The following is a 20,444-nucleotide window of genomic DNA, read 5'->3' as shown; positions in this document are numbered from 1 at the left end:
TTGTATATAACTTGCTTCTCTGACACCTCGTTATTCCTGCCACAGCTTTTTCTCCAAAGGGGTTTCCACATGGAATTGACCAGTTTCTGGATGGAATCTCAAAATCGTCATTGGCTCATTCACGTTTTTTTTTACTAAATGATATCGTCCAGCTTCCTTATCCAATAAGATGAGCGGCACATAGTGGTCTTCTATCTTGATATAGGTTCTTCCTGAAACATCTCGTATCAATCCTCGTTCATCTGGTGCAGAAAGGCTCATTGGATCTTGTCTAGTTTCGAACTTCTCAAGCTGTTTTCCGATGCTTGTACGGACTTCCTCTGCCATAAAGGGGGATGTCTTTGCTTCGAAATACCATTCCATCCCATTAAAGTTTACAGGAAACAATTCTTCGCCAATCTTCGCATCATAACGCACACCATGTCCCTCGATTGGCGTTTCTCTAACAGAAACCCATTGATCGTTCATTTTTATCAAGAATTGGTCCGGCTTCCCTTCTTCTAATACCGTCCTGACCCGCCCTTCGCCATAAGCCGCAGGGTTTAGATTTTTTTCATCGATCACTTTCTGATTGTCCTTTATTTTGATTGCCACGATATCGATCAGTCGTTTCTGTTCTTCTGAAAACGAGATCGGCCCTTTAAACACTTCTAACTGGTTGTTTTTCAACAGATAGTAATCCCCGAAAGTATCCCCTGTTTGCAGATTCGTCACCCGTACATATAAATGATCGGACACACGTTTCACAGGGATCTCCGGTCCATTTCTAGGTAAGTGAGCCATCACGATAGATTCAGGAACAATCGGCGTTTCTTTCTCCAATTTTTCTAGCTTTCCTAAAAGGGTTTTGGCTTCTTTACTTTGAACTTTAGTGCTCAGTTTCGTTAATCCTTGCGTCATCAGTTTACTTCCGTCGGCTACTAGTTCGAAACCTGGATCAAGATAACGTGCCATACTAATCCCAAGATTCCCTAATTCAGCGGAGGTAGGAAGAAAATGACCGCTGTTTCGTAAAGCACTTCTTATGCCACCTCGTGCAATCGCTCGTGCCACACCCAGCCCAAATTTCGTACTGAGTGCAACAGCCTCTCCTACTACTGGAATCAATAAAACAACATCGATCAGACAAGAAGGCACTGCTTTTCCAACATCTTTTTCGATGATTCCTGTCACACAATCATAAAAAGGGATGACATGTGTGAGTGCATCAAGCACTTTTTCTGTGGGCGTTTTTTCATCTCCTGTCTGATAAAGTTTGTCATACAGTTCGCGTCTGTGTTTGTCACTGAACCTTAACGCAAATACCGATGACTTCCCCTCCTCAATACTTTGGGAATCCATATATTTGAATCGATCACTATTTGGAGTCATGTTAAGAGAGAATGTATCATATGGCGGCTCATATCTATTTATTTCGAACAACTGATATTTGACGTATAATGACGGGTCTTGATCTACGCGATAAACGACATATCCGCCCTCATTTTCCAGTTTTTTCAACCCGTACACTCGTTCTTCATCCCCACATTTACCTACAAACAGTTCGGTCTTCTTCAGATTGACATCCGTATAAATCGGTTCTAGTTTATATTGGATATCTCCCCCCAATCCAATAATAGGAATACGCTTGAAATTTGTTCTTTTTATTTTTGCAGATGCCTCATAGATCTGAGTCTCTGCTGAAAAAAGAAACTGGGATTCATCTGGATCCATAGATTCTAACGCAAGCTCGATCAGCTTTGTATCCAATCTGGAATAAGCATCTGCCACCTTTCCAGTCGATTCTTTATACCATTCGTCTAAATTAGGAACTTCCCAGTGCGCTGTCGGACAAGGATGACCTCCGCTTATATAGCGAGCAATAGCATCTGTTTTAGTCACAGATAGCGCGCCGTAATATACCAATAGCGGCGGCGGATTCCCTTTAATCGGTGCGTTAGATTTGTAACACTCACGAACCGTTTCTTCTGCCAACATCTGTTTCCGACGCCATTTCAGTGTTGCTTCTTGATAAGCTTGAAATAAATCATCGATCGTTTCTTGCTTTTCTACCAACTTGAAATAACCTTTTTGCCAATAACTGATAAAAGTGCTGAGAGCTACTTCTTTGTAGGTCCCTTTGATCAAAGCTTCACGTAGTCGCTCTGGTTCCAGTTGTGCTGTCACAAGTAAAGCAGGCATAAAAATCGCCTGTAGCTCTTCGAAGCTGAGCTCCTTTTTCTCAACTACGCTGTCCAAGAATGCGGCTCCTAAGAATTCTTTTTCGGATTCACTGATTTTTGTGCGATACTCTTCGCGTTCTAGCAGCTTTGTACCTGTCAAACGCATAAGTAGTTTTTGATCAGAAATCAACTTCTTGCTGTTATTATCATCTGATTGAAATAAGCTCGGCAGTGTTTGTTCGAGTGCTGCTTCCCATAGCTTCTTGAATGTAAATGCCCCAATCTTCTCTTTCAATGGCAAATGATCAAACGACAAACCCGCCTCATATGGACTGTACTCAAGCTGTGCTTTCAACTGGTTGACAGCAAGCTTAGAAGGATCGGGTGTCGTAACCATTGTTCTGGCTATATGTTCTTCGAGTGAGCATCCCAAAACGTTCTCAAATAACCACTTCATCACTGTTGTTTCTGCATCTTTATCTGAGATTTTCTCTTCATGCTTACCACCATAAAGGTTCAATTCATTCAAAATCACTTGAGCAAACATATGCATCCTGTCTGTCCGAAGAACGGCGTCCTCCTGGTGTAAGAGCCACTTGGCCATGGCAATCAGTCGTTTTTCTTTTGTTGGATTCTCAGATAACACCCCTTGTTCCTGAAAAAAATGTTCTACTCGGCTCATCAGCTTTGGGGATTGCCATAGATCATCCTTTTGTGCAGATGTCTGCGTAGCTAAAGATCGTTTTGCTCTTGATGTGTCAGGTAAGGCAGTGGAAGATCGTCTATCGCTCTCCTGCTCTATTATCCAACGAGTCACAATGCCACTAGCCTCTTCTTCTGAGATAGACTCCTCTTCCTTCTTGCCAAGGATAATGTTGGCTAATTGTTTGAATTTGACAACGTATGATGTCTCCGAGACCGTTTCTTCAAGTTCTGCGCTATCAGAAGTGTTTGGCTCCGTAGTTATCTCCTCAAGTGCTGTACTGGCAGAAGTAGCTGGTTCTGTAGTTGATCCCTCAAGAAAGAACCAGCGTGTGATTCCTTTGATCAGCTGTTGCGGTTCATGATTTTCACAAGCAATTCCTTGTCCAGTCAAAAAAGAGGCGATTTTTTCACGTTGCTTCTCTTTTTGATTCTCATCAAGTTCAGGAAGTAGTTTCTTATTTGACAATGGGACTTCGATGTCATTTTCCTGCAGAAATGCCGCGATTTCTTGCTCGATAAATACCGTCTCAACTGCTTTATTTGTCGTATTTTCGCCCACTTCCTGATTCTCATGTTCACTGGATCTTCTAAAGCTGTAACCTGCTTGTGCATTGTTGTTTTCCCATTGCAGCAAATAAAGCCGTGCCTCGATTGGCGTCATATTTAATACTGTTATCCCGTATTCTTGACAAATCACCTCAGCGGCTTGCCGTTGTCTTTCTAAGATGGTCTCGTAATTTCCTCCTGAAAGAATCCATCCTTGTAACTTTTGGACCAGTTCCCTTCGCGTTTGGATATCCTTCACGAAATCTTGATTAACAAGATGGGACCAAACTTCTTCATTCACTTTTTCTGTTTTTTCACGTGCTTCAAACAGCTCTTCGCTATAATAAATGGGCGAGATTTCCTCGGTTTTGGGTATTGTCCTTGGTAAATCATTGATAAATTCACTGAATAATTGTTTGCTTTCTTTTTGGTATTCGTTAAAAGAAGTGACAAGGACAGGTTCTGTTTCTGACAGGTCATACTGGCTCGTCTTTTCAGTGATTTCTTTGTACGTATAATCTTCTAACCACGTATTGGTCTTCCACTGCAGAAAGATATCCTGTAATTTACTGGCCGAGATGAATTCTCCCCACCGCACGTTTTCCATTCCATAATTTTTAAGGAGCGTGTACGCCAAAAAATGTTTCCTTTCCAATTGACCCAATTTATCTAGATCTTTATCTCCCATCCATTTTTCAGCAATTTCTGGCAGTTCACTGTCAGGAGTGGTGTCGTTCGCCATTTTTTCTTTCACGAAGAATTCTTTCAGTTTCTTATTCACGTGGCTCGTTTCATTTTTTCTCTGAAAAAGGGCACGATCATAAAAGAAGACCGGTAGTGGTTCCTGATAACGTATGGCAGGCAGCTGATCCGTTACGATCGTTTCATTGATATAATGGACTTGTTCTGTCTCAAGATCAATAGTAGATAAAGTTGTGCTTTCTAGCTGATTGCCTCGCTGCTCTATCGCTCCGTCCGAAACTGGGACAGACGTCGGCACATTTTTATCTGGTGTAGTGTATTGTTTCTCAGAAATCGGCACAGCTTCTGCGCCTAAGTGTTGGATTACATCCAAGCTTTGGACAAACCCACTGAATAGAGTTCCCAGTTCACTCGTTAACTGCCAAAGCTGTCCAGAAAAGGGCACTTCTTCTTGTTTCAAAACAGATCCGCTTTTTTGAGTTCTCTCTTGGTTTATCGGGGTTGGATCAGCGGAAAATGTTCGCTCCATCAAGTTGATAAAATGATCCATCACTGGACTCCTTGACACTTCTGCTTGCTTGTCTTTGTAGGGCGTGTGTTCGAATCGACTGAAAAAGTTGTAAAAGGTCGTAGCTAGATCTTCCCAAAAAGCTTTTTCGATTGGCTGTATGGTCTCTTCTTGAGCCATACCACTTTGCTTTTGTGTTTCTTCAAATGAAGCTTGAAAAGTCTTTATGAGGTTGTCGGCAGCGTCTTTACCAGAAAAAGAAATACTTTTATTTGGGTGTTTAGAAGATGATGGAGCGACTTGGCTTGTTCCATCTGATCGGTCATCATTCAGCTTCTGCGATTCAGTGATCGCCGTCTGACGAATGTTTCTGAAACTTGATCGCTTGCGTTTCTTCTTTCCTACACCTTGTTCGCTCTGATACTCCGTCGTTTTTTCTGGCAGATGGTCCGAAAATGTCGAAATTCCTTGTGCTAACTGATGGATCTCAAGGCTCCATTGCCGTGCTGCATCTGTCAACGTGACAAACTGATTGTGGGGTAGTTTTTCTGAATGAAGATGTCTTGTCGTATTCGCTGGCGTTTCTTGTCTCCTATGAGTAGAACGCGAAGACTTCTGAGTGTTCTTAGACTGATTTGGTGTGGGTTCCGGCATTGCAAGCGCACTCAAAATACTATAGACATAGAGATACCCGTTGAAAGTCTTAAGACCTTCCCTTGTTGGTCGTTGTCCCATGCTTGCAGCAAGCTCATTTAATACTCTTTGGTTGCGTCCTAGTCCAAATGGAGTCTGTGTTTCACTCGTGTACTTCCCCACTTTAGCTCTGTGTTGGTCGATGTCATTTGGCATTGCATTTCACTCCTTCGATTTTAATTACTAGAAAAGGCCGTCTCATTACTTTAGATCTGCACGTTCGATTTTCATTGTTATTTTTCAATCACTCGAACTAGTATGCGTTACTTGATTAGAACCCTCTGTTTTATAAATCTAATCTCTTCATAAAACATCATGCGTTTTCTTTTTATTTGTTTTTTTATGTTCTCTTTTTTTGATTGTATTACAAAAAGAGGGACAAATCACTCTAAATTTTTGACATTTTCTGTTCTCTAAAATGACACATACCAATCACTCAAACCAGTTTTACTAGAGTGATCGTATTGACGAACATTTAGGATAACATCGCTTTGCCAATGTAAAAGAAAAAAATTTAACAGTTCTGATTCATTGGGTAGGTAGAAAAATAAGAAAGTTCTGGAGAGGATATGTTCTGGACTAAATGAAAGAAACTCGAGGAGCAATCACATGCAAAAAGTTAAATCAAGGTGACACAGAATAATATAAACGGCTGATAAAACTGTTTTTTTTGATTTCAAATACAGTACAATATTACAAAAAAGCCCAACAGAGTATATCTTGCTAGGCTTTTTGTATATGATTTTTTATAACACACTTTTACCTAGTGTACTTCAATGATTTAACAAGGCTCGTACATCACATATGACCGTTTCATAAATTAAGGTTTGAAGCAAAGAAACTAAATATACCAAATACAGTAGCTACGATTGCAAGATACCATCCTATCTTTCTTTCATTTTTAAACAATCTTTCAGCCTGTTCTTTCGGCAAGAGAACGATTTTTAAAGGATTATCCGGATTTCTTTCTAAATAATTATTCCAGAAAATATAGGACTCGTTCATACTAGGTCGACTCAATAGAAGAACAGATACGAAATAGCCACTGAGAGCCAAAAGCAAACAGGATAAAGCAATCGTTTTAGTGAAGATGAGAATAAAAAGTGCTCCTATAATCCCTATTATTGTACCAAAAGAAAGAATACTTTGAGAGATGTTTCTAAGTTTACTATTAAAATGCACACGTTGATACTTGACTATTTGATTCTGTCGATACTTTAGATGTTTCTTTGTTAATTCAGGGTACTTACTTTTTACTTCTGTTATTCTTTTACTCAATAGTTTTACAGTCGAGATACGAAGTTGTATGATCCTGAAAAGACTAATGCACATAATGATCATAAGGAAAGGAAAATTCGTTTCAGTAAATTCCATGTATTCACCTCATTATTTTTTATTAACGCTTATTCTACCTAGGAAACATTAAGTATCAGTGAATGCTTGTTTAGATTAGGGCTAGACAAAAAATAATTAATAGGATTTGTTTATCAAAACAAAAAAGCCAAGTAAAGTAGACCCTGCTTGGCTTTTCATTTTAAATATGAGGTTATTGACTAACAACTAAACTTATCGTTTCTTTTTATACTTGTATAAAAACAAACGATTCCTAATTTCCCACAAATAAAACTATAAAAAGCGATACAGCAAAAACAAGGGAATAAATACCTAATTTTTTCTCATTATCATAAGCTTTTTCAGCAAATTCTAACGGCATTAGAGAAACTTTCAAGGGATTATCTGGATGTTCTTCTAAATAATCATTCCAAAAACGATTTCGTTCCTCTAAACTAGGCTGCGTCAATATAAAAATAGAAATCAAACAGAAAGTAAGAGACAATAGCAACAACGATAGATTTCCATCTTTTGTAAATAATGCAATTATAAATATCGCTATCATCCCTATGAATGAACCGACTAGAGCAGTCATTTGAAGTTTGTATTTGAAGTCACTATTAAGATATAGTTGCTGATAGTTGCCTATTTTAATTTGACGATATTGTAAATCTTTCTTTGTCAGTTCAGGAAATTTTTCCTTTATATATTGTTTTTTCCTAAAGTTCAATCTGTGCTGTACTATTGTAAATTTCATTATCATAATAAAACTAATAATCATAGTAATTAATATAGCCAGAGAAAGAATAGAAAAAATCAATTTAATGAATGCCATTTGTTCACCTCAGTATTTTTATAGAAATCAATTGTAACACTTTTTATACTAAAACATCTGAACCTTAAAAAATTCATAGGAATAACCCAATTCAATTGCTATAATGCATTCATCTACTTGCCTCATTGTTATAAAAACATTTACATGCTATAAACTGTATTATTTCATTTGTCCTATTTAGCTGCACCCTCATCCCTTTTTGTATGTCTGTATCTACAAGGTCACATCTTTTCTGAATATCGATCTTACTTTAGTATTTTTGGCGAAAATGAAAGAGTATTTGACTAATCACCATAAAAATAATCTGAGTGCTTCTATTGACTCAAAATCATGTTTTGATAATGCATAAAAGAAACGAATCAGTCAGGAATTACCGCTATATTATTAGTTTTATTTTTACTATCTTTAATTCCTATTATCTAGAAATATGTTTTGCTTACTACAAATCGTGAAAACATTCATTACATAATCTAGATTTACAAGAAGATCAGTAAAATAAATAGTCCATTCACTCATCTATTAATTCAATATTTGAGAAGCTGTGGTCCCAATATATCGTGCGCTTTCTTCATCGACCATGGCTATCGCTTCATCAAAGTCAATCATGCCATAATAGTTAAGGAATGCTGTTTCATTTTTTCCCGGGTCCACTAGGTACTCTTTTATGAGTGATATCCCTTTATCATTCATCTTATTCTTATCAAGCTTAACAAGTGAAAAAGAGTTCAACCCCGGTTCTTCACTACCATTATAGTCTATGATTACTCGCAGTTTATCGTTTTCCTTGCTTGCATATAGCAAAGGGGCGGCTGCCTTATTTTCACCAGATAATTCAGCAATGCTAGACCAGTAGATAGGTCCTTGACCAAATACAGATAAATGATCCAATAATTTATCTGGTGCTTTGTTACTTAGTTCATTCGTCAAAGCATCATAAGAGTCACCAGCCAATGTGGAAGAATCAAGCGTCAGATACGTCATATTTGCTTGTGGTGTTTCTGAAGCTTTTGGATAAAATTTTTGTATTCTAAAAAAAACAAGCTGTTTTTCAGAAACGCTGCTGGCTACTTTCGTAAATCCTAGATAATACCCATCTAATTGGGAAAAATTAATCGTCTTTGTTGCGACACTCTCATTTTGTAATGTATCCTCTTGCTTTGTTCCATTATAAAAAAAGAAAATACTTCCTGATAGTAAAATAATCAATAACACCAGGAATAAATAAATAGATTGTTTTTTGACTTTATTTTGCATCACATGGACTCCATTCTATAGTTTAAATACTTGTACTATTTTAACGCATGTTACAGTACTTGTGGAATCTAATTGCAAATCATAGCCACCCTTCAAATTGGATTCAATTATTTCAATCATGTTAATCAATTCGGACTGGCAATAATATAAAAAGGATGGAATATTAAAACTACCCAAAATAACGAAATAAAGACCCCAGTACAGTATCCAGCCTACAGGAAAAAGATCTTTGCTAGAACCCCCATCGAACATTTCTCTTTATTGAAGACTAATGGAATTGAGGGAGTTAACTTATATTTACAGCTAGTTTTTTCTAGAGTTAGGTAAGCGTTTCAATTAGAAAAAACCAATCAATCCGAATTGTTTTTGCTGGAATCAATACTAGTGAAAGTCGATATCCACTCTAACACTCAGCTTCACTGGAAACGTTCCGACAATCATTAAGTAATCAATTATTACTTGGCTTTTCAAACTCTAGCAGCTAGGAGGGAGTTAGAACCTTCTTGTTCTCTTTTCTTTCAATTCGTATAACAGATTATTCAACTTTTTAAATTTTTTGAATCGAGGTATTTTTATGCAGACAATATTTTCCCAAATAATAATTAATATTTTCCTTTTTCTCTTGATTGTAGAGATCATTCTGTCAATTTTAGATAGAGTCATAGTTAATATCTTGAAAAAAGAAAAATCTAGAAGTATACAGGCGATTTTCCCGGAATTATCAAAAGAAGAATTAAAGTTCAGAAGAGAAAGCCTTGCTTCCTATTACAAAATCAATTCTAATAACTCATTTAGAATCAAAATTGGGTACTTTTTTATGATAGTACTACTAATCGCAATTGTAGCGACGACGATATGTGCATTTTCTGATAATTATTCTGGAATATGCTTTGGCTTAGCAGCTCTCTTCATTTCTATGGGAATGATTTCCTTAAGCGCACCTACTTATCAAAATGCACAGGCTTTTTGGAAAAAATATCTTATAGAGAATCCAGATAATCCTTTAAAGTTTGTCCTTCTCCCTGATAAAAAGGATCTTAAGTATGTCAAATTTTCGACAATCAATTCTTATTTTCGTATTTTTTGTGGACTTTATTCTCTTTTAGTTGCTATCATGCTCTTCCAACAAAATCTATAAAGTTATGATCTTGCGAAAAGTAAGACAAAAAAACTCCTTGTTAATAGATGACTGATTAGAATCAGTGTTAATCTATATTAACGTAATCTAATCAACTACTTTTGATCGTATGCACGCGATAATGAATATTGCCTTTATCTACTTTGATGTAAAGCATATCATGTTTACTAAATGGGATACCTGCAAACCCAATCGAATCTACGTTGTTAAAGTTAGTGACTTCACTTAATCATTCTCCTCCAAGAACGTGCAAGCTATAACAGAAATCCGTCGAAATAGAAACTGGTTTAGAAGGAGCAGAATAAACAGGATCTTCAGACGTTCTCCACACTTCGTAGTAATAGAATTCACCGGCTAAGTAATTGGCATGGAGCAGTAGTTCTTGAATAGCCGTATTTACTTCTCATTTCGTATAGTAGCAGGTAGATGTGATATTCTTGCCACCACTAATATAACCAATAACCATAGTATGACCATCGGAATCAAACATGGACGATCCGCTTGTTAAGAGAATAATATCTTCGCCCTGAATTTGATCGAAGTTTGAACTACTAGAACTTTCGGTTGAACCCAGACTATATCCACATCGTGCTGTATAAGTAATTATACGGAAGTGCCTGTCGATACATAGACGCTTGTGTGATACTTCTGCTACAGTACGCTGTTCAATCTATATTAATCAGTACGTTTTTTGTTAAAATGATACCACACCACTCAACCCTTACTTCTCTTTCTTCCATTCTTTTCAACAAAAAAAGCATGCAGTCGCATACCTTTTTTGTACTTATTTTACTTTCACTTCTTCATTCAATTATTTATTAATTTATTTTTCCAATACTCTAGAAGAAATAATATCCTTAAGATAATTTTTATTTATCGAGAGCTTTTTATACGATTAATTCGATCTTCATTTTGAAAAAAGAACCAAAGTGTCCCCAGTATTATACTTAAACGTAAGGTAAATTTTAACCAGTCAAATGTCACGACTCTAACTGCAGTCGCATCTTTATAATATAGAAATGTAAACACTAGTAAACCCATTGCTATTAATATTTTTATGTAATTCCTTTGTAAGAACCCTTTTATTAATGTTTGGATACTTGAAAAAATAAAAACTGCTGGAATAAAAAAGACGCTTAATCCTATGACAAGAAAAAAATTATCCATAGACGACTTAAAATAGGAGATAGCTATAGAAAAGAAGTAAGGATTATTCCAATAAAGGATTCCAAAAATCCAAAAACTATATTTGATTTTTGGTTTTACACTTATAAAATAAATTAGTGGTAATATAAATATAATAAGTATGATTAATATCAACATAACAAGCATTTCCCATCTAAAAGTCTTTTATGGATTTATTTTAACAACAAACTAAAGGTCACAGCTATATATAACTGTGGCCTTATGAAATTTATAAGTTATAAAATACTGATTATCAGCGGTTGCTAAATAAATCATTTTATTTTTAAAAGCTTTGCGGAATGTTGTGAGAATGGGATTATCTGCGAGGGGACTTAAAAGTGTCTCTTGTGAACGCCTTAGAATGTTGTTCTCTGAAGCAACATACCTTGTAGCAATGAAATTAGTATATCAATAATTTTGTAGTTAAGCAGTATGTATAACAAAAAAATGACGATAGAGATATCTCCTTCGTCATTTTTATGCAAGATCTTTCATTCAATCCTCAGATAGAAGATAACACAAATAGGACACTACCCGCCTTGTTGTCCCACACTGCATTCCCATTTCCATATATTTTCATCTCTATCTTCATTCTCTCTGACATAACCTTTTCTTAAGAAAAAGAAAAGCAATTTAACCTTTTTTTCAACATATGGTATGATTAGTTGAATTTACTCTTCGCAAAACGTTTTTGGAGGTTACATAATGGGAATACGCAGTCAATTCGCGATTGCAGTCGGAAAAACATCACAATGGGCATTGAAAACTTTTTTTAAAGGCGGGTCTAGCCTACCAGGGAAACTAGCGCTTAAAGTTGATCCGCATATTTTAGATAGTTTAGCCAAAGACTACCAGGTCGTTGTAGTTACTGGTACCAATGGGAAGACCCTTACCACTGCATTGACCGTTAATATTTTACGTCAGCAATTCGATGAAGTGCTGACAAATCCTACAGGCGCAAATATGGTTCAAGGGATCGTTTCTACCTTCTTGCAGGCAAAACCGAAAAAAGGACAGAAAAAATTTGCTGTTCTTGAAATAGATGAAGCAAGTCTAAGCAAAGTCACAGAGTACATGAAACCGGAATTGTTCTTGTTCACGAACATCTTCCGTGATCAGATGGACCGTTATGGAGAAATCTATACTACCTATAAAATGATCGTGGACGGCGCTGCAAAATCACCCGAAGCAACGATCATCAGCAATGGGGACTCACCGATCTTCAATTCAGTCGAGACAGTCAATCCCCGAAAATATTACGGGTTCGATCACGAAGAAGACCACGAACAAATGGCGCATTACAATACAGATGGAGTCCTCTGTCCAAAATGCCACCACATCTTGCATTATAAAATGATCACGTACGCCAACTTAGGGAAATACTACTGTCCAAACTGTGATTTCAAGCGTCCTGCACTTGATTACCGTTTGACGGATATGGTTCGAATGGATAACGTTTCAGCGGATTTTGTGATCGATGGTCATGAATACGGGATCGAAGTCGGCGGGATGTACAATGTATACAATGCACTTGCTGCGACAGCTGTTGCTGAATACTTCAATGTAGAACCTGAGAAAATCAAGCAAGGATTAGGTTACGACGAGAAAGTATTCGGTCGACAAGAAGTGATCGATATCAACGGTAAAAAATGTACCTTGGTACTTGTCAAGAATCCTGTTGGTATCAATCAGGTGATCGATATGATCGGTTTAGCCCCTTACCCATTTTCACTTGTGGCTTTATTGAACGCGAATTATGCAGACGGTATCGATGTCAGCTGGATCTGGGATGGGAATTTTGAGAACTTTGCTGAGATGGATATCCCAGCGGTCATTTCTGGTGGAGACCGTCATTCAGATATGACTCTACGGATGAAAGTTGCAGGAATCCCTGAAGATAAATTGACAGAGACCAAAGAACTGACAGAAGTGATCGACAAAATCAAAGAACTGCCAACGGAGCATGTTTATATCCTAGCTACCTACACGGCTGTCTTACAATTGAGAAAAGAGCTGGCAGCACAAGGATTTATCAAAGGAGGAATGAATCGTGCCTAAATACGAACTCAACATTGCACATCTTTACGGAAATTTGATGAATACTTATGGAGATAACGGCAATCTGCTGATGCTCAAATACGTAGCAAAGAAATTAGGCGTTACTTGTCATACAGAAATCGTCAGCATCCATGAACCTTTTCAGGCAGAGAAATATGATTTGGTCTTTTTCGGTGGTGGACAAGATTTTGAACAGCTGATCATCTCTAAAGATATCCAGGAAAAAAAAGAAGATCTGATCGATTATATCGAAAACGATGGGGTCATGCTGGCGATCTGTGGCGGATACCAACTTTTAGGCCACTATTATATGGGCGCTAACGGAGAAAAGATCCAAGGAATCAGTGCATTGGATCATTACACATTGAGTCAGGAAAACAATCGTTTTATCGGAGACATCGTGATCCATAACGAAGAATTCGATGAAACTTACTACGGATTTGAAAATCACAACGGCCGGACATTTTTAGGAGAAGGCGAACGTCCTCTTGGGAAGATCGTGCAAGGACAAGGAAACAATGGAGAAGATCAGTCAGAAGGCGTGATCTATCGAAATGTCTATGGTTCTTACTTCCACGGACCGATCCTTGCCAGAAATGAAAAGCTTGCTGAACGCTTGATCCGCTTGGCTTTAGAACAACGTTATGGAAAAGATTTGGATCTGCCAACTATCCAAGAACAACCCGCATAACTAGATCATAAGAATCCGATTGATTGAGAGCAAAAAGAAACAGCTGACTGTTCGCAGCTGTTTCTTTTTGGCTTCATTTATCTTATGCGACTTGTTTTGCATAGCGATCGACGTTTTGTTTGATATTGCCGATCGTTTTCGGATCGTTGATTCCTGTTACTTCCTGTATCAGCTGTTCTAAGTTTTCGTGGATCTTCATTTCGTGGAGCTGACGGCTTTGTTCATCATTTGGATCATAGTAATTGAAGATGATCCCCATGGTTGCTGTCAAATGCGGACACACCAAGTTATGTTCTTGCAATTCTCTGACTGGACGCGTGAACCGTTCTTGATACCCTAGTTTACGCAATGGAGTACGCGCTACGCGAGTGATTGCATCTGAAATATATTTGTTCTGGAAGCGATGGATGATCTTTTCGATATATTCGTCATGCTGCTGCGGATCGAAACCCCATTTCGCAACGAGCAGACTACCAGTTTCCTGCAATACAGATTTCAATTGCGCAACGACTAATGCATCCTGCATCGCTTCATCGATTGTCTGATAACCGAGCAATGCACCGGTATAGGCAACTGTCGCATGTCCTGTATTCACACTGAACAATTTTCGTTCGATGTAAGGTTCTAGGTTTTCTACATATAGTACGTCATTCAACGTGATTTCTTTATTCTTTCGCTGACTATTGTCGATGACCCATTCTTTAAACGGTTCGACTTGGACAAACAAAGGATCTTCATGCTGTTGTAATGGGACGATCCGGTCGACTGCGGCATTCGGAAATCCGATATGCTGGTCTGCAAAGGCTTTGTCAGATAGATATTTGCAGACTTCTTTTTCTAAAAACTCGGAGCCGCCGATCATATTTTCACAAGCAATGATATCTAGAGATGCTGTATTTCCCATTAATTTTCTTTGTTCGATCCCTTTTGCGATCAATTCGGCGATAAATGGCAAGATGTTTGGTCCGATCGCTGTTGTCACTAGATCTGTCTTCGCGATTGCTTCGATCACTTTGTCTGGATCTGTTTGGTTATTGATCCCTTTTACGTTTTTCACTGTGATTTGCTTCTTTGATTCGTCGGCCAGTTCGATCGTGTAAGATGCTCGTTCGTTCAAGGCATCAATAATCGTTTTGTTCACGTCCACGAATGTGATCTCAAATCCGTTATCTGCTAATACTTCTCCAATAAATCCGCGTCCGATATTCCCTGCTCCAAAATGTACTGCTCTCATTGTTTCTCTCTCCTTAAGCGATTGCTAGATTTTCTGTTACTTCTTCTTTGCTCAGCGCATCCGCAAGCTGGACTACGTTATCCATATCACTGCAGTAAAGTGCGATTTGCTGTACGAGCTGCAGATGGTCTTCACCGACTCCTGCGATCCCGAATAGAACTGTGGCGATTTTTTCATCTTCTTCTGTACCGAAGTTCACACCGTCAGGCACTTGTACTACACAAATACATGATTTTTTCACATATTTTTTTGCTTCATCTGTCCCGTGTGGAATCGCAATGAAGTTTCCCATATATACAGATAACATGGCATCTCTTTCCACCATGGCATCGATATAGGCTTCATCGACACAGCCTGCCTCTACCAGTTTTTTGCCGCAATAGCGGATCGCTTCTTCTTTTGTGGTAAATGACTGATTCAACTCGATCATGTCGAAAGATAATTTTTGCATGTCCTTTCCTCCTTAAGCTGTTTTTTTCAAGTATTGAGCAATCGATTCGTATTTTTGCGGGTTGACCATGCTGTTGACCGATAGATGGATCGATTTTGGTGAGGCGAGACGTACTTTCTCTGCCAAACTTGCTTTTGAAACGACCAATGAATCCTCACGCCCTTCCAAATCTTGGATACTGACTTTTTTCAGTGGGATATTCAAATGATTTTTTTCTAAGATCTCCTTCAATACCGTCATTCCCATCGTGGCAGAACCTGCTCGATCATCATGTACAAGTAAAATCTCTTTGATCGTTTTAGGACTAGACGAATCAAATAGACTTTGTTCTGTTTGTTTCTGTCCAAATTCGTTCTTTTCAGCGATTGGCTGATCCGTTGTCTCGTTTCTTAACTGCTGGATGATTTCGTCATAACGAGGTGAATTCAAAAAGTTTTCGACAGCGACAAATTGTGCACTTGGTGACTTTTGTTTTGCTCGTTCCTGTAATTCTACTTGCGTGACGATCAATGTGTTCGGTTCATCAGACAATTGGCTGATCGCTTGATTTGTGACTGTTTGCGGTAAGTCGGATTCCTGAACTTTCTTGCGCAAAATCGAAGCCCCCATTGCACTTGATCCCATTCCGGCATCACAAGCAAAAATGATTTTTTGAACGCCGGCTAATGCTGGTTGTCCTGCAGGGCTGTTTTTCCCTTTTGCTGCTTGTTTCGCTGCTTTCGTTTCTTGTACTGATTTTTCAAAATCTTTATTTGTTTCGTGAGCATCCGCTTTCAAAATCACTGATGAGATACCAAATGAAACAGCAGCTGCTGCTAAAACCCCTAAAATGACTGGCAGATAAGAACTAAGTGGCGCCATCGCTAAAATCGCAATGATCGACCCTGGAGAAGCTGGTGCTCTTAAACCTGCATCCATCAGTTGGAAGATAAAGCTTCCAGACATTCCTCCACCTATAACTGCCAAGAATAATAACGGTTTCATCATGACATATGGGAAGTAGATTTCATGGATCCCACCTAGAAAGTGGATGATCATCGCACCTGGTGCAGAAGATTTTGCTGCGCCTTTTCCAAATAACGTGAAGGCAAGCAATACGCCAAGTCCTGGCCCAGGATTTGCTTCAAGCAGGAACAAAATGGATTTTCCTGCAGTTGCTACTTGTTCCGTTCCTAAAGGTGTGAGTATGCCATGGTTGATAGCGTTATTTAAGAACAATATTTTGGCTGGTTCGATAAAAATACTTGTCAATGGGATCAAATGTGCGTTCAAGATGATCTCTACACCTTTAGCCATTGCTTGTGTCAATGCATCGACGATCGGACCGATTGCTGAAAATCCGAGTAATGCTAACGCGAAACCGATCAATCCAGCTGAGAAGTTATTCACCAGCATCTCAAATCCGGATTTGATCCGTTTCTGGAACAATTGATCGAACTTCTTGATAGCATATCCGCCAAGAGGTCCCATGATCATCGCACCAAGCATCATCGGGATATCTGTCCCAACGATTACCCCCATCGTGGCGATTGCCCCAACGACCGATCCTCGATCTCCTGCGATCACTTTCCCGCCGGTATATCCGATCAGAAGTGGGATCAAGTAAGTCAGCATCGGACTGACCATTTTGGCAAATGATTCATTCGGCAGATAGCCGTCTGGGATAAAAAGCGCTGTCAAAACGCCCCAAGCGATCAGTGCGCCGATGTTCGGCATCACCATACTGGATAACGTACTTCCTAATTTTTGGACTCTCGCTTTAAGCGAAACTTTATTCTTGGGAGTTGTCTGTTCCATTTTTCTCTATCTCCTTCTCTTCTTTTGATACTCAAATTGTATTCGCTTTCTAAAACTAAAAAAAGTCGTACTTTGGCACAAAGCATTGTGCCAAAAGATGGAAGGCTATAAAAATTGGAAGAAATGGGCAGAACTAGATTAGGAAAGAAACACACAGAAATATATAAATTTGTTATTAAAAGAGTTTTTTTATACTTTAAAGATAACCTTTGTAATAGCTTTCTTTTGATCTCTATATGTTTTATTATGGTATCGTAATCAAATATGAAAGGACGTATGACAGTGAAAAAAACATTGATTTCCATCCTTCTTCTTGTTGTCCTTGTCAATTGCTTATTACCTACTACCACTTTTGCCGCAGAGAATCAATATGAAGAAATAGACTTATTTAGACAAAGAGAAGCAACCGTTCGAAATACTGGCAGACAGTCTTTTTATCGTGATCCTTCTATTGGCTGGGGAACAGTCACTGTTTTAACTTGGCGTTCTTACTGGTTTACAAATAGTTTACGCGAAAGCAATCGCAGAACGACCAGAATTGATAGAGGATTTAGTTTAGATACCTATTACTATGCATGGGAGTATCAGGCACGTTAGTTAGTTTCTTTCGCGAATAGTGTTACTTGTATGGCAATGATGATAAAAACTGTGTACTACCGCACAGTTTTTATTATCTAATTAGTATTGGAGGCCTAATTATGTCAGTATTGATCCAAAACATGAGTATGCGCCGCGGGAAAAAACGTGTCATCCAACAATTAGATCTTTTAGTTGAAACTGGAGAAGTAGCGGCTTTGATTGCCCCAAACGGTTATGGGAAAACTACTTTGCTGAATGGGATCGCCCAGTTATTACCAGCGGCTTATGATCGATTATCACTTTGCGGCATCTCTCCTATTTCTTATAAGGATTACCGCCACTCGCTGTTTTTTTTAGAGTCAACAGCTCAATTATCCGACTATTTATCAGCATTTGATTATTTAACTTTGATCAAACATTATTGGAAAAGTAAGATGGACTGTCAGACTGTTTTTCAGAGATTGAAAATGACTGAATATACCACTTTGCCAATTGGGAAAATGTCTTTAGGGATGAAACAGCATGTACTGCTTGCTGCTTATTTGATCAGTGATACACCTGTGATGTTGTTTGATGAACCTTTGAATGGGCTAGATCCGGGAAGCATTGCTATCTTTGATCATCTGATCAGTCAGTGGCGTGCAGAAGGGAAAACGATCCTCCTCTCTACGCACGCTATCGCGAACGTTCAATCCATTTGCTCAAGAGCATTCTTCCTGAAAAATGGAAAAATCATCGTAGAATCTTCTGATATGAAAGAGATTTTGCCGACTTACCACAGATTATATGAGGTGTAGCCATGGTTTTATTTGAATTCGAACGAAATCTGTTATTAAAAAATAAAATAAATTATTTATTTCCGCTACTTCTGACTCTTCTGTTCCTATTCCTCCTCTTCTTTGATTACGAACTGGCCTACACAGAATTCGATGAATTAAATCACAATTATACCGAGAACCAGCGTTTGATCGAAATCTTGAAAGAGGATGAAAATGAAAAAGAATTTGTAGAAAGTTTAGAAACAAGTACTAAACTGATCGAAGAAATCTTACATGCGAAAAATGCAAATGATGCACACCGGATTGTTGAAGCAACGTATCATTATGAAAAAGATTTGCTAGATCGTCTGACCTCTGGGCAAAGACAAGGAATACCAATTATCGAACAGCAAAAACGAGTGGAATTGCTCAGTTATCTGAAGGAACACCAGATCCGAAGATATTCTATTTTCGATCTTCCAGCAAATGTCCCTTTGGCGAATTATTATGAATCTATTTTTTCAGGAATGATTTCTAGTTTTCTGATTTTATGTATAAGCGCATTATTTCTTTCATCGATCATTTCTTATGAAAAAAGAAAACGCGTCATTCCACTTGTCAATCTTTTACCAGATAGTATCCTCAAAAAACACGCCATTCGCTTTTTCAGTTATTTTAGTGCCACAGTTTTATGCATGATTTTTCCATTGATCGTGGTTTCTGTGATCATAGTCATGAAAAATGGGCTTGGGGATTTTCGCTATCCTGTGGGGACGATCATCGATCAGGAGATCCGAATTCTTCCGATGTATGTCTATCTTCTCCAAACTTTTCTGTTCTTAGTATTCTGGTTATTGTTTTTGACTACGATCAGCTTTCTTCTTTCTGCGCTCTTCGAACACTATCTAGTCAATCTTTTGGGGACACTTCTTTGTCTTTTTTTAGCAGAATATCGATTATTTTCTTCGATCGGGTTCATGGAAGAGATCCGCCATTACTTACCGACTTCTTATGTTGATTTTCAACACGTGATCATAGGAGGAGATCTGTTCGAACCATTAGCTTCGGGAAAAATCACTTTTACTAACGGGATCTTGACGCTTAGTACATGGAGTGCCTTGCTATTAGTCATATGTATTGTCGTTATTCGCCGAAAAAAATGTTATTGAACGCGAAAAAAGAGAGTATGACAAAATCTTGTCATACCCTCTTTTTCTAAATAAACGGTATTCCACTGCCAGCTTTTCGGTGGTAAACCAGATTTATGCAAAAATATGAGAAGCTGTTTTTATCTGTTCATTCTTACTGCTTGACGCAGAACAGCTTCTTCACAACCTCTCAATCTTTCTTTGGATCGCCTTATTCTATGTGTGTGCTTGTGCAAAGATCATTTGGATCTCTTCTACTGTATTTGCATCACTGAGTGCCATGACTTGATCGATGTCCGAGCAGAAAAAAGCCAATTCCTGCAGCACGGAAAGCTGATGCTCTTTTTTAAGCGCAGCTGCAAATAGGATCGTAGCGATTTTCGGTTCGTCTTTCGTGCCAAAGTTGATGCCATCGGGTACTTGGATCAGGAAGATGCCTTCTTCGATCACAGATTCGTCCGTTCCTTCAGCATGGGGAAGTGCCACGAAATTCCCGATGTACACACTCATCCGTTTTTGTCTATCGATCATTGATTGGATATAGTCAGGTGTGACATTTCCTTTTACAACCATCCACTCGCCGATCTTTCTCAATGCGTCCTCCCAATTCTGGAAGGATCGATCCAGCAAGATTCTTTCTTTCGGCAGTTCGATCATCTACACCGCTC

The 20,444-nt window shown here is 38.4% G+C and carries 14 protein-coding genes; 6 read left to right on the top strand and 8 right to left on the bottom strand.

Annotated features, from left to right (window positions below; all coding sequences use genetic code 11):
* Nucleotides 1-30: 30 nt before the first annotated feature.
* The 4 genes from G7Y42_RS07685 to G7Y42_RS07670 form a co-directional block, all read right to left on the bottom strand.
* Nucleotides 31-5,472, bottom strand: a complete 5,442-nt coding sequence (locus tag G7Y42_RS07685) for a QWxxN domain (RefSeq protein ID WP_165005293.1) — start codon at nt 5,470-5,472, stop codon at nt 31-33.
* A gap of 657 nt (nt 5,473-6,129) precedes the next feature.
* Complete coding sequence (locus tag G7Y42_RS07680; RefSeq protein ID WP_165005294.1) at nt 6,130-6,690, bottom strand: hypothetical protein; 561 nt, start codon at nt 6,688-6,690, stop codon at nt 6,130-6,132.
* Between the two features lie 232 nt (nt 6,691-6,922).
* Entirely contained in the window at nt 6,923-7,483 is a 561-nt protein-coding gene (locus tag G7Y42_RS07675; RefSeq protein ID WP_165005295.1) for a hypothetical protein, read from the bottom strand.
* Nucleotides 7,484-8,002: 519 nt separating this feature from the next.
* A complete protein-coding gene (locus G7Y42_RS07670; protein ID WP_241161930.1) occupies nt 8,003-8,737 on the bottom strand; it encodes a hypothetical protein in 735 nt (244 codons plus the stop codon).
* 574 nt (nt 8,738-9,311) lie between these two features.
* Between G7Y42_RS07670 and G7Y42_RS07665 the strand changes: the two genes are divergently transcribed.
* The 3 genes from G7Y42_RS07665 (at nt 9,312) to G7Y42_RS07655 (ending at nt 13,809) form a co-directional block, all read left to right on the top strand.
* The gene (locus tag G7Y42_RS07665) at nt 9,312-9,875 is read left to right on the top strand and encodes a hypothetical protein (RefSeq protein WP_165005296.1); all 564 of its coding nucleotides are present in this window, start codon (nt 9,312-9,314) and stop codon (nt 9,873-9,875) included.
* A gap of 1,890 nt (nt 9,876-11,765) precedes the next feature.
* The gene (locus G7Y42_RS07660; protein ID WP_165005297.1) at nt 11,766-13,118 is read left to right on the top strand and encodes a Mur ligase family protein; all 1,353 of its coding nucleotides are present in this window, start codon (nt 11,766-11,768) and stop codon (nt 13,116-13,118) included.
* Nucleotides 13,111-13,809 carry a type 1 glutamine amidotransferase gene (locus G7Y42_RS07655; protein ID WP_165005298.1) on the top strand — a complete coding sequence of 233 codons (699 nt, stop codon included), beginning with the start codon at nt 13,111-13,113 and terminating at the stop codon, nt 13,807-13,809. The genes G7Y42_RS07660 and G7Y42_RS07655 overlap by 8 nt, the downstream gene beginning before the upstream one ends.
* Before the next feature lie 82 nt (nt 13,810-13,891).
* Here the strand turns inward: G7Y42_RS07655 and G7Y42_RS07650 are convergent, their stop codons facing one another.
* Genes G7Y42_RS07650 through G7Y42_RS07640 form a run of 3 tightly spaced genes read right to left on the bottom strand, consistent with a single transcriptional unit; the run spans nt 13,892 to nt 17,291 of the window.
* Nucleotides 13,892-15,043 (bottom strand): mannitol-1-phosphate 5-dehydrogenase, encoded by a 1,152-nt coding sequence (locus G7Y42_RS07650; protein ID WP_165005299.1) that lies wholly within the window; start codon nt 15,041-15,043, stop codon nt 13,892-13,894.
* Between the two features lie 13 nt (nt 15,044-15,056).
* Nucleotides 15,057-15,494, bottom strand: a complete 438-nt coding sequence (locus G7Y42_RS07645) for a PTS sugar transporter subunit IIA (RefSeq protein ID WP_165005300.1) — start codon at nt 15,492-15,494, stop codon at nt 15,057-15,059.
* A gap of 12 nt (nt 15,495-15,506) precedes the next feature.
* Complete coding sequence (locus tag G7Y42_RS07640; RefSeq protein WP_165005301.1) at nt 15,507-17,291, bottom strand: PTS mannitol-specific transporter subunit IIBC; 1,785 nt, start codon at nt 17,289-17,291, stop codon at nt 15,507-15,509.
* A gap of 276 nt (nt 17,292-17,567) precedes the next feature.
* Between G7Y42_RS07640 and G7Y42_RS07635 the strand changes: the two genes are divergently transcribed.
* The 3 genes from G7Y42_RS07635 (at nt 17,568) to G7Y42_RS07625 (ending at nt 19,797) form a co-directional block, all read left to right on the top strand.
* Nucleotides 17,568-17,888: a hypothetical protein gene (locus G7Y42_RS07635; protein ID WP_165005302.1), complete on the top strand. Its 321-nt coding sequence runs from the start codon at nt 17,568-17,570 to the stop codon at nt 17,886-17,888.
* Nucleotides 17,889-17,989: 101 nt separating this feature from the next.
* Nucleotides 17,990-18,667 (top strand): ATP-binding cassette domain-containing protein, encoded by a 678-nt coding sequence (locus tag G7Y42_RS07630; protein WP_165005303.1) that lies wholly within the window; start codon nt 17,990-17,992, stop codon nt 18,665-18,667.
* Nucleotides 18,668-18,669: 2 nt separating this feature from the next.
* Nucleotides 18,670-19,797, top strand: a complete 1,128-nt coding sequence (locus G7Y42_RS07625; protein ID WP_165005304.1) for an ABC transporter permease — start codon at nt 18,670-18,672, stop codon at nt 19,795-19,797.
* 195 nt (nt 19,798-19,992) lie between these two features.
* On the opposite strand, the gene G7Y42_RS07620 is transcribed toward G7Y42_RS07625, so the two are convergent.
* A complete protein-coding gene (locus G7Y42_RS07620; RefSeq protein ID WP_165005305.1) occupies nt 19,993-20,433 on the bottom strand; it encodes a PTS sugar transporter subunit IIA in 441 nt (146 codons plus the stop codon).
* Nucleotides 20,434-20,444 lie beyond the last annotated feature (11 nt).

Origin of the sequence: Enterococcus sp. ZJ1622 (genome assembly GCF_011038845.1) — a bacterium.
GTDB lineage: Bacteria > Bacillota > Bacilli > Lactobacillales > Enterococcaceae > Enterococcus_B.
This window is presented reverse-complemented; position numbering and strand designations above follow the sequence as displayed.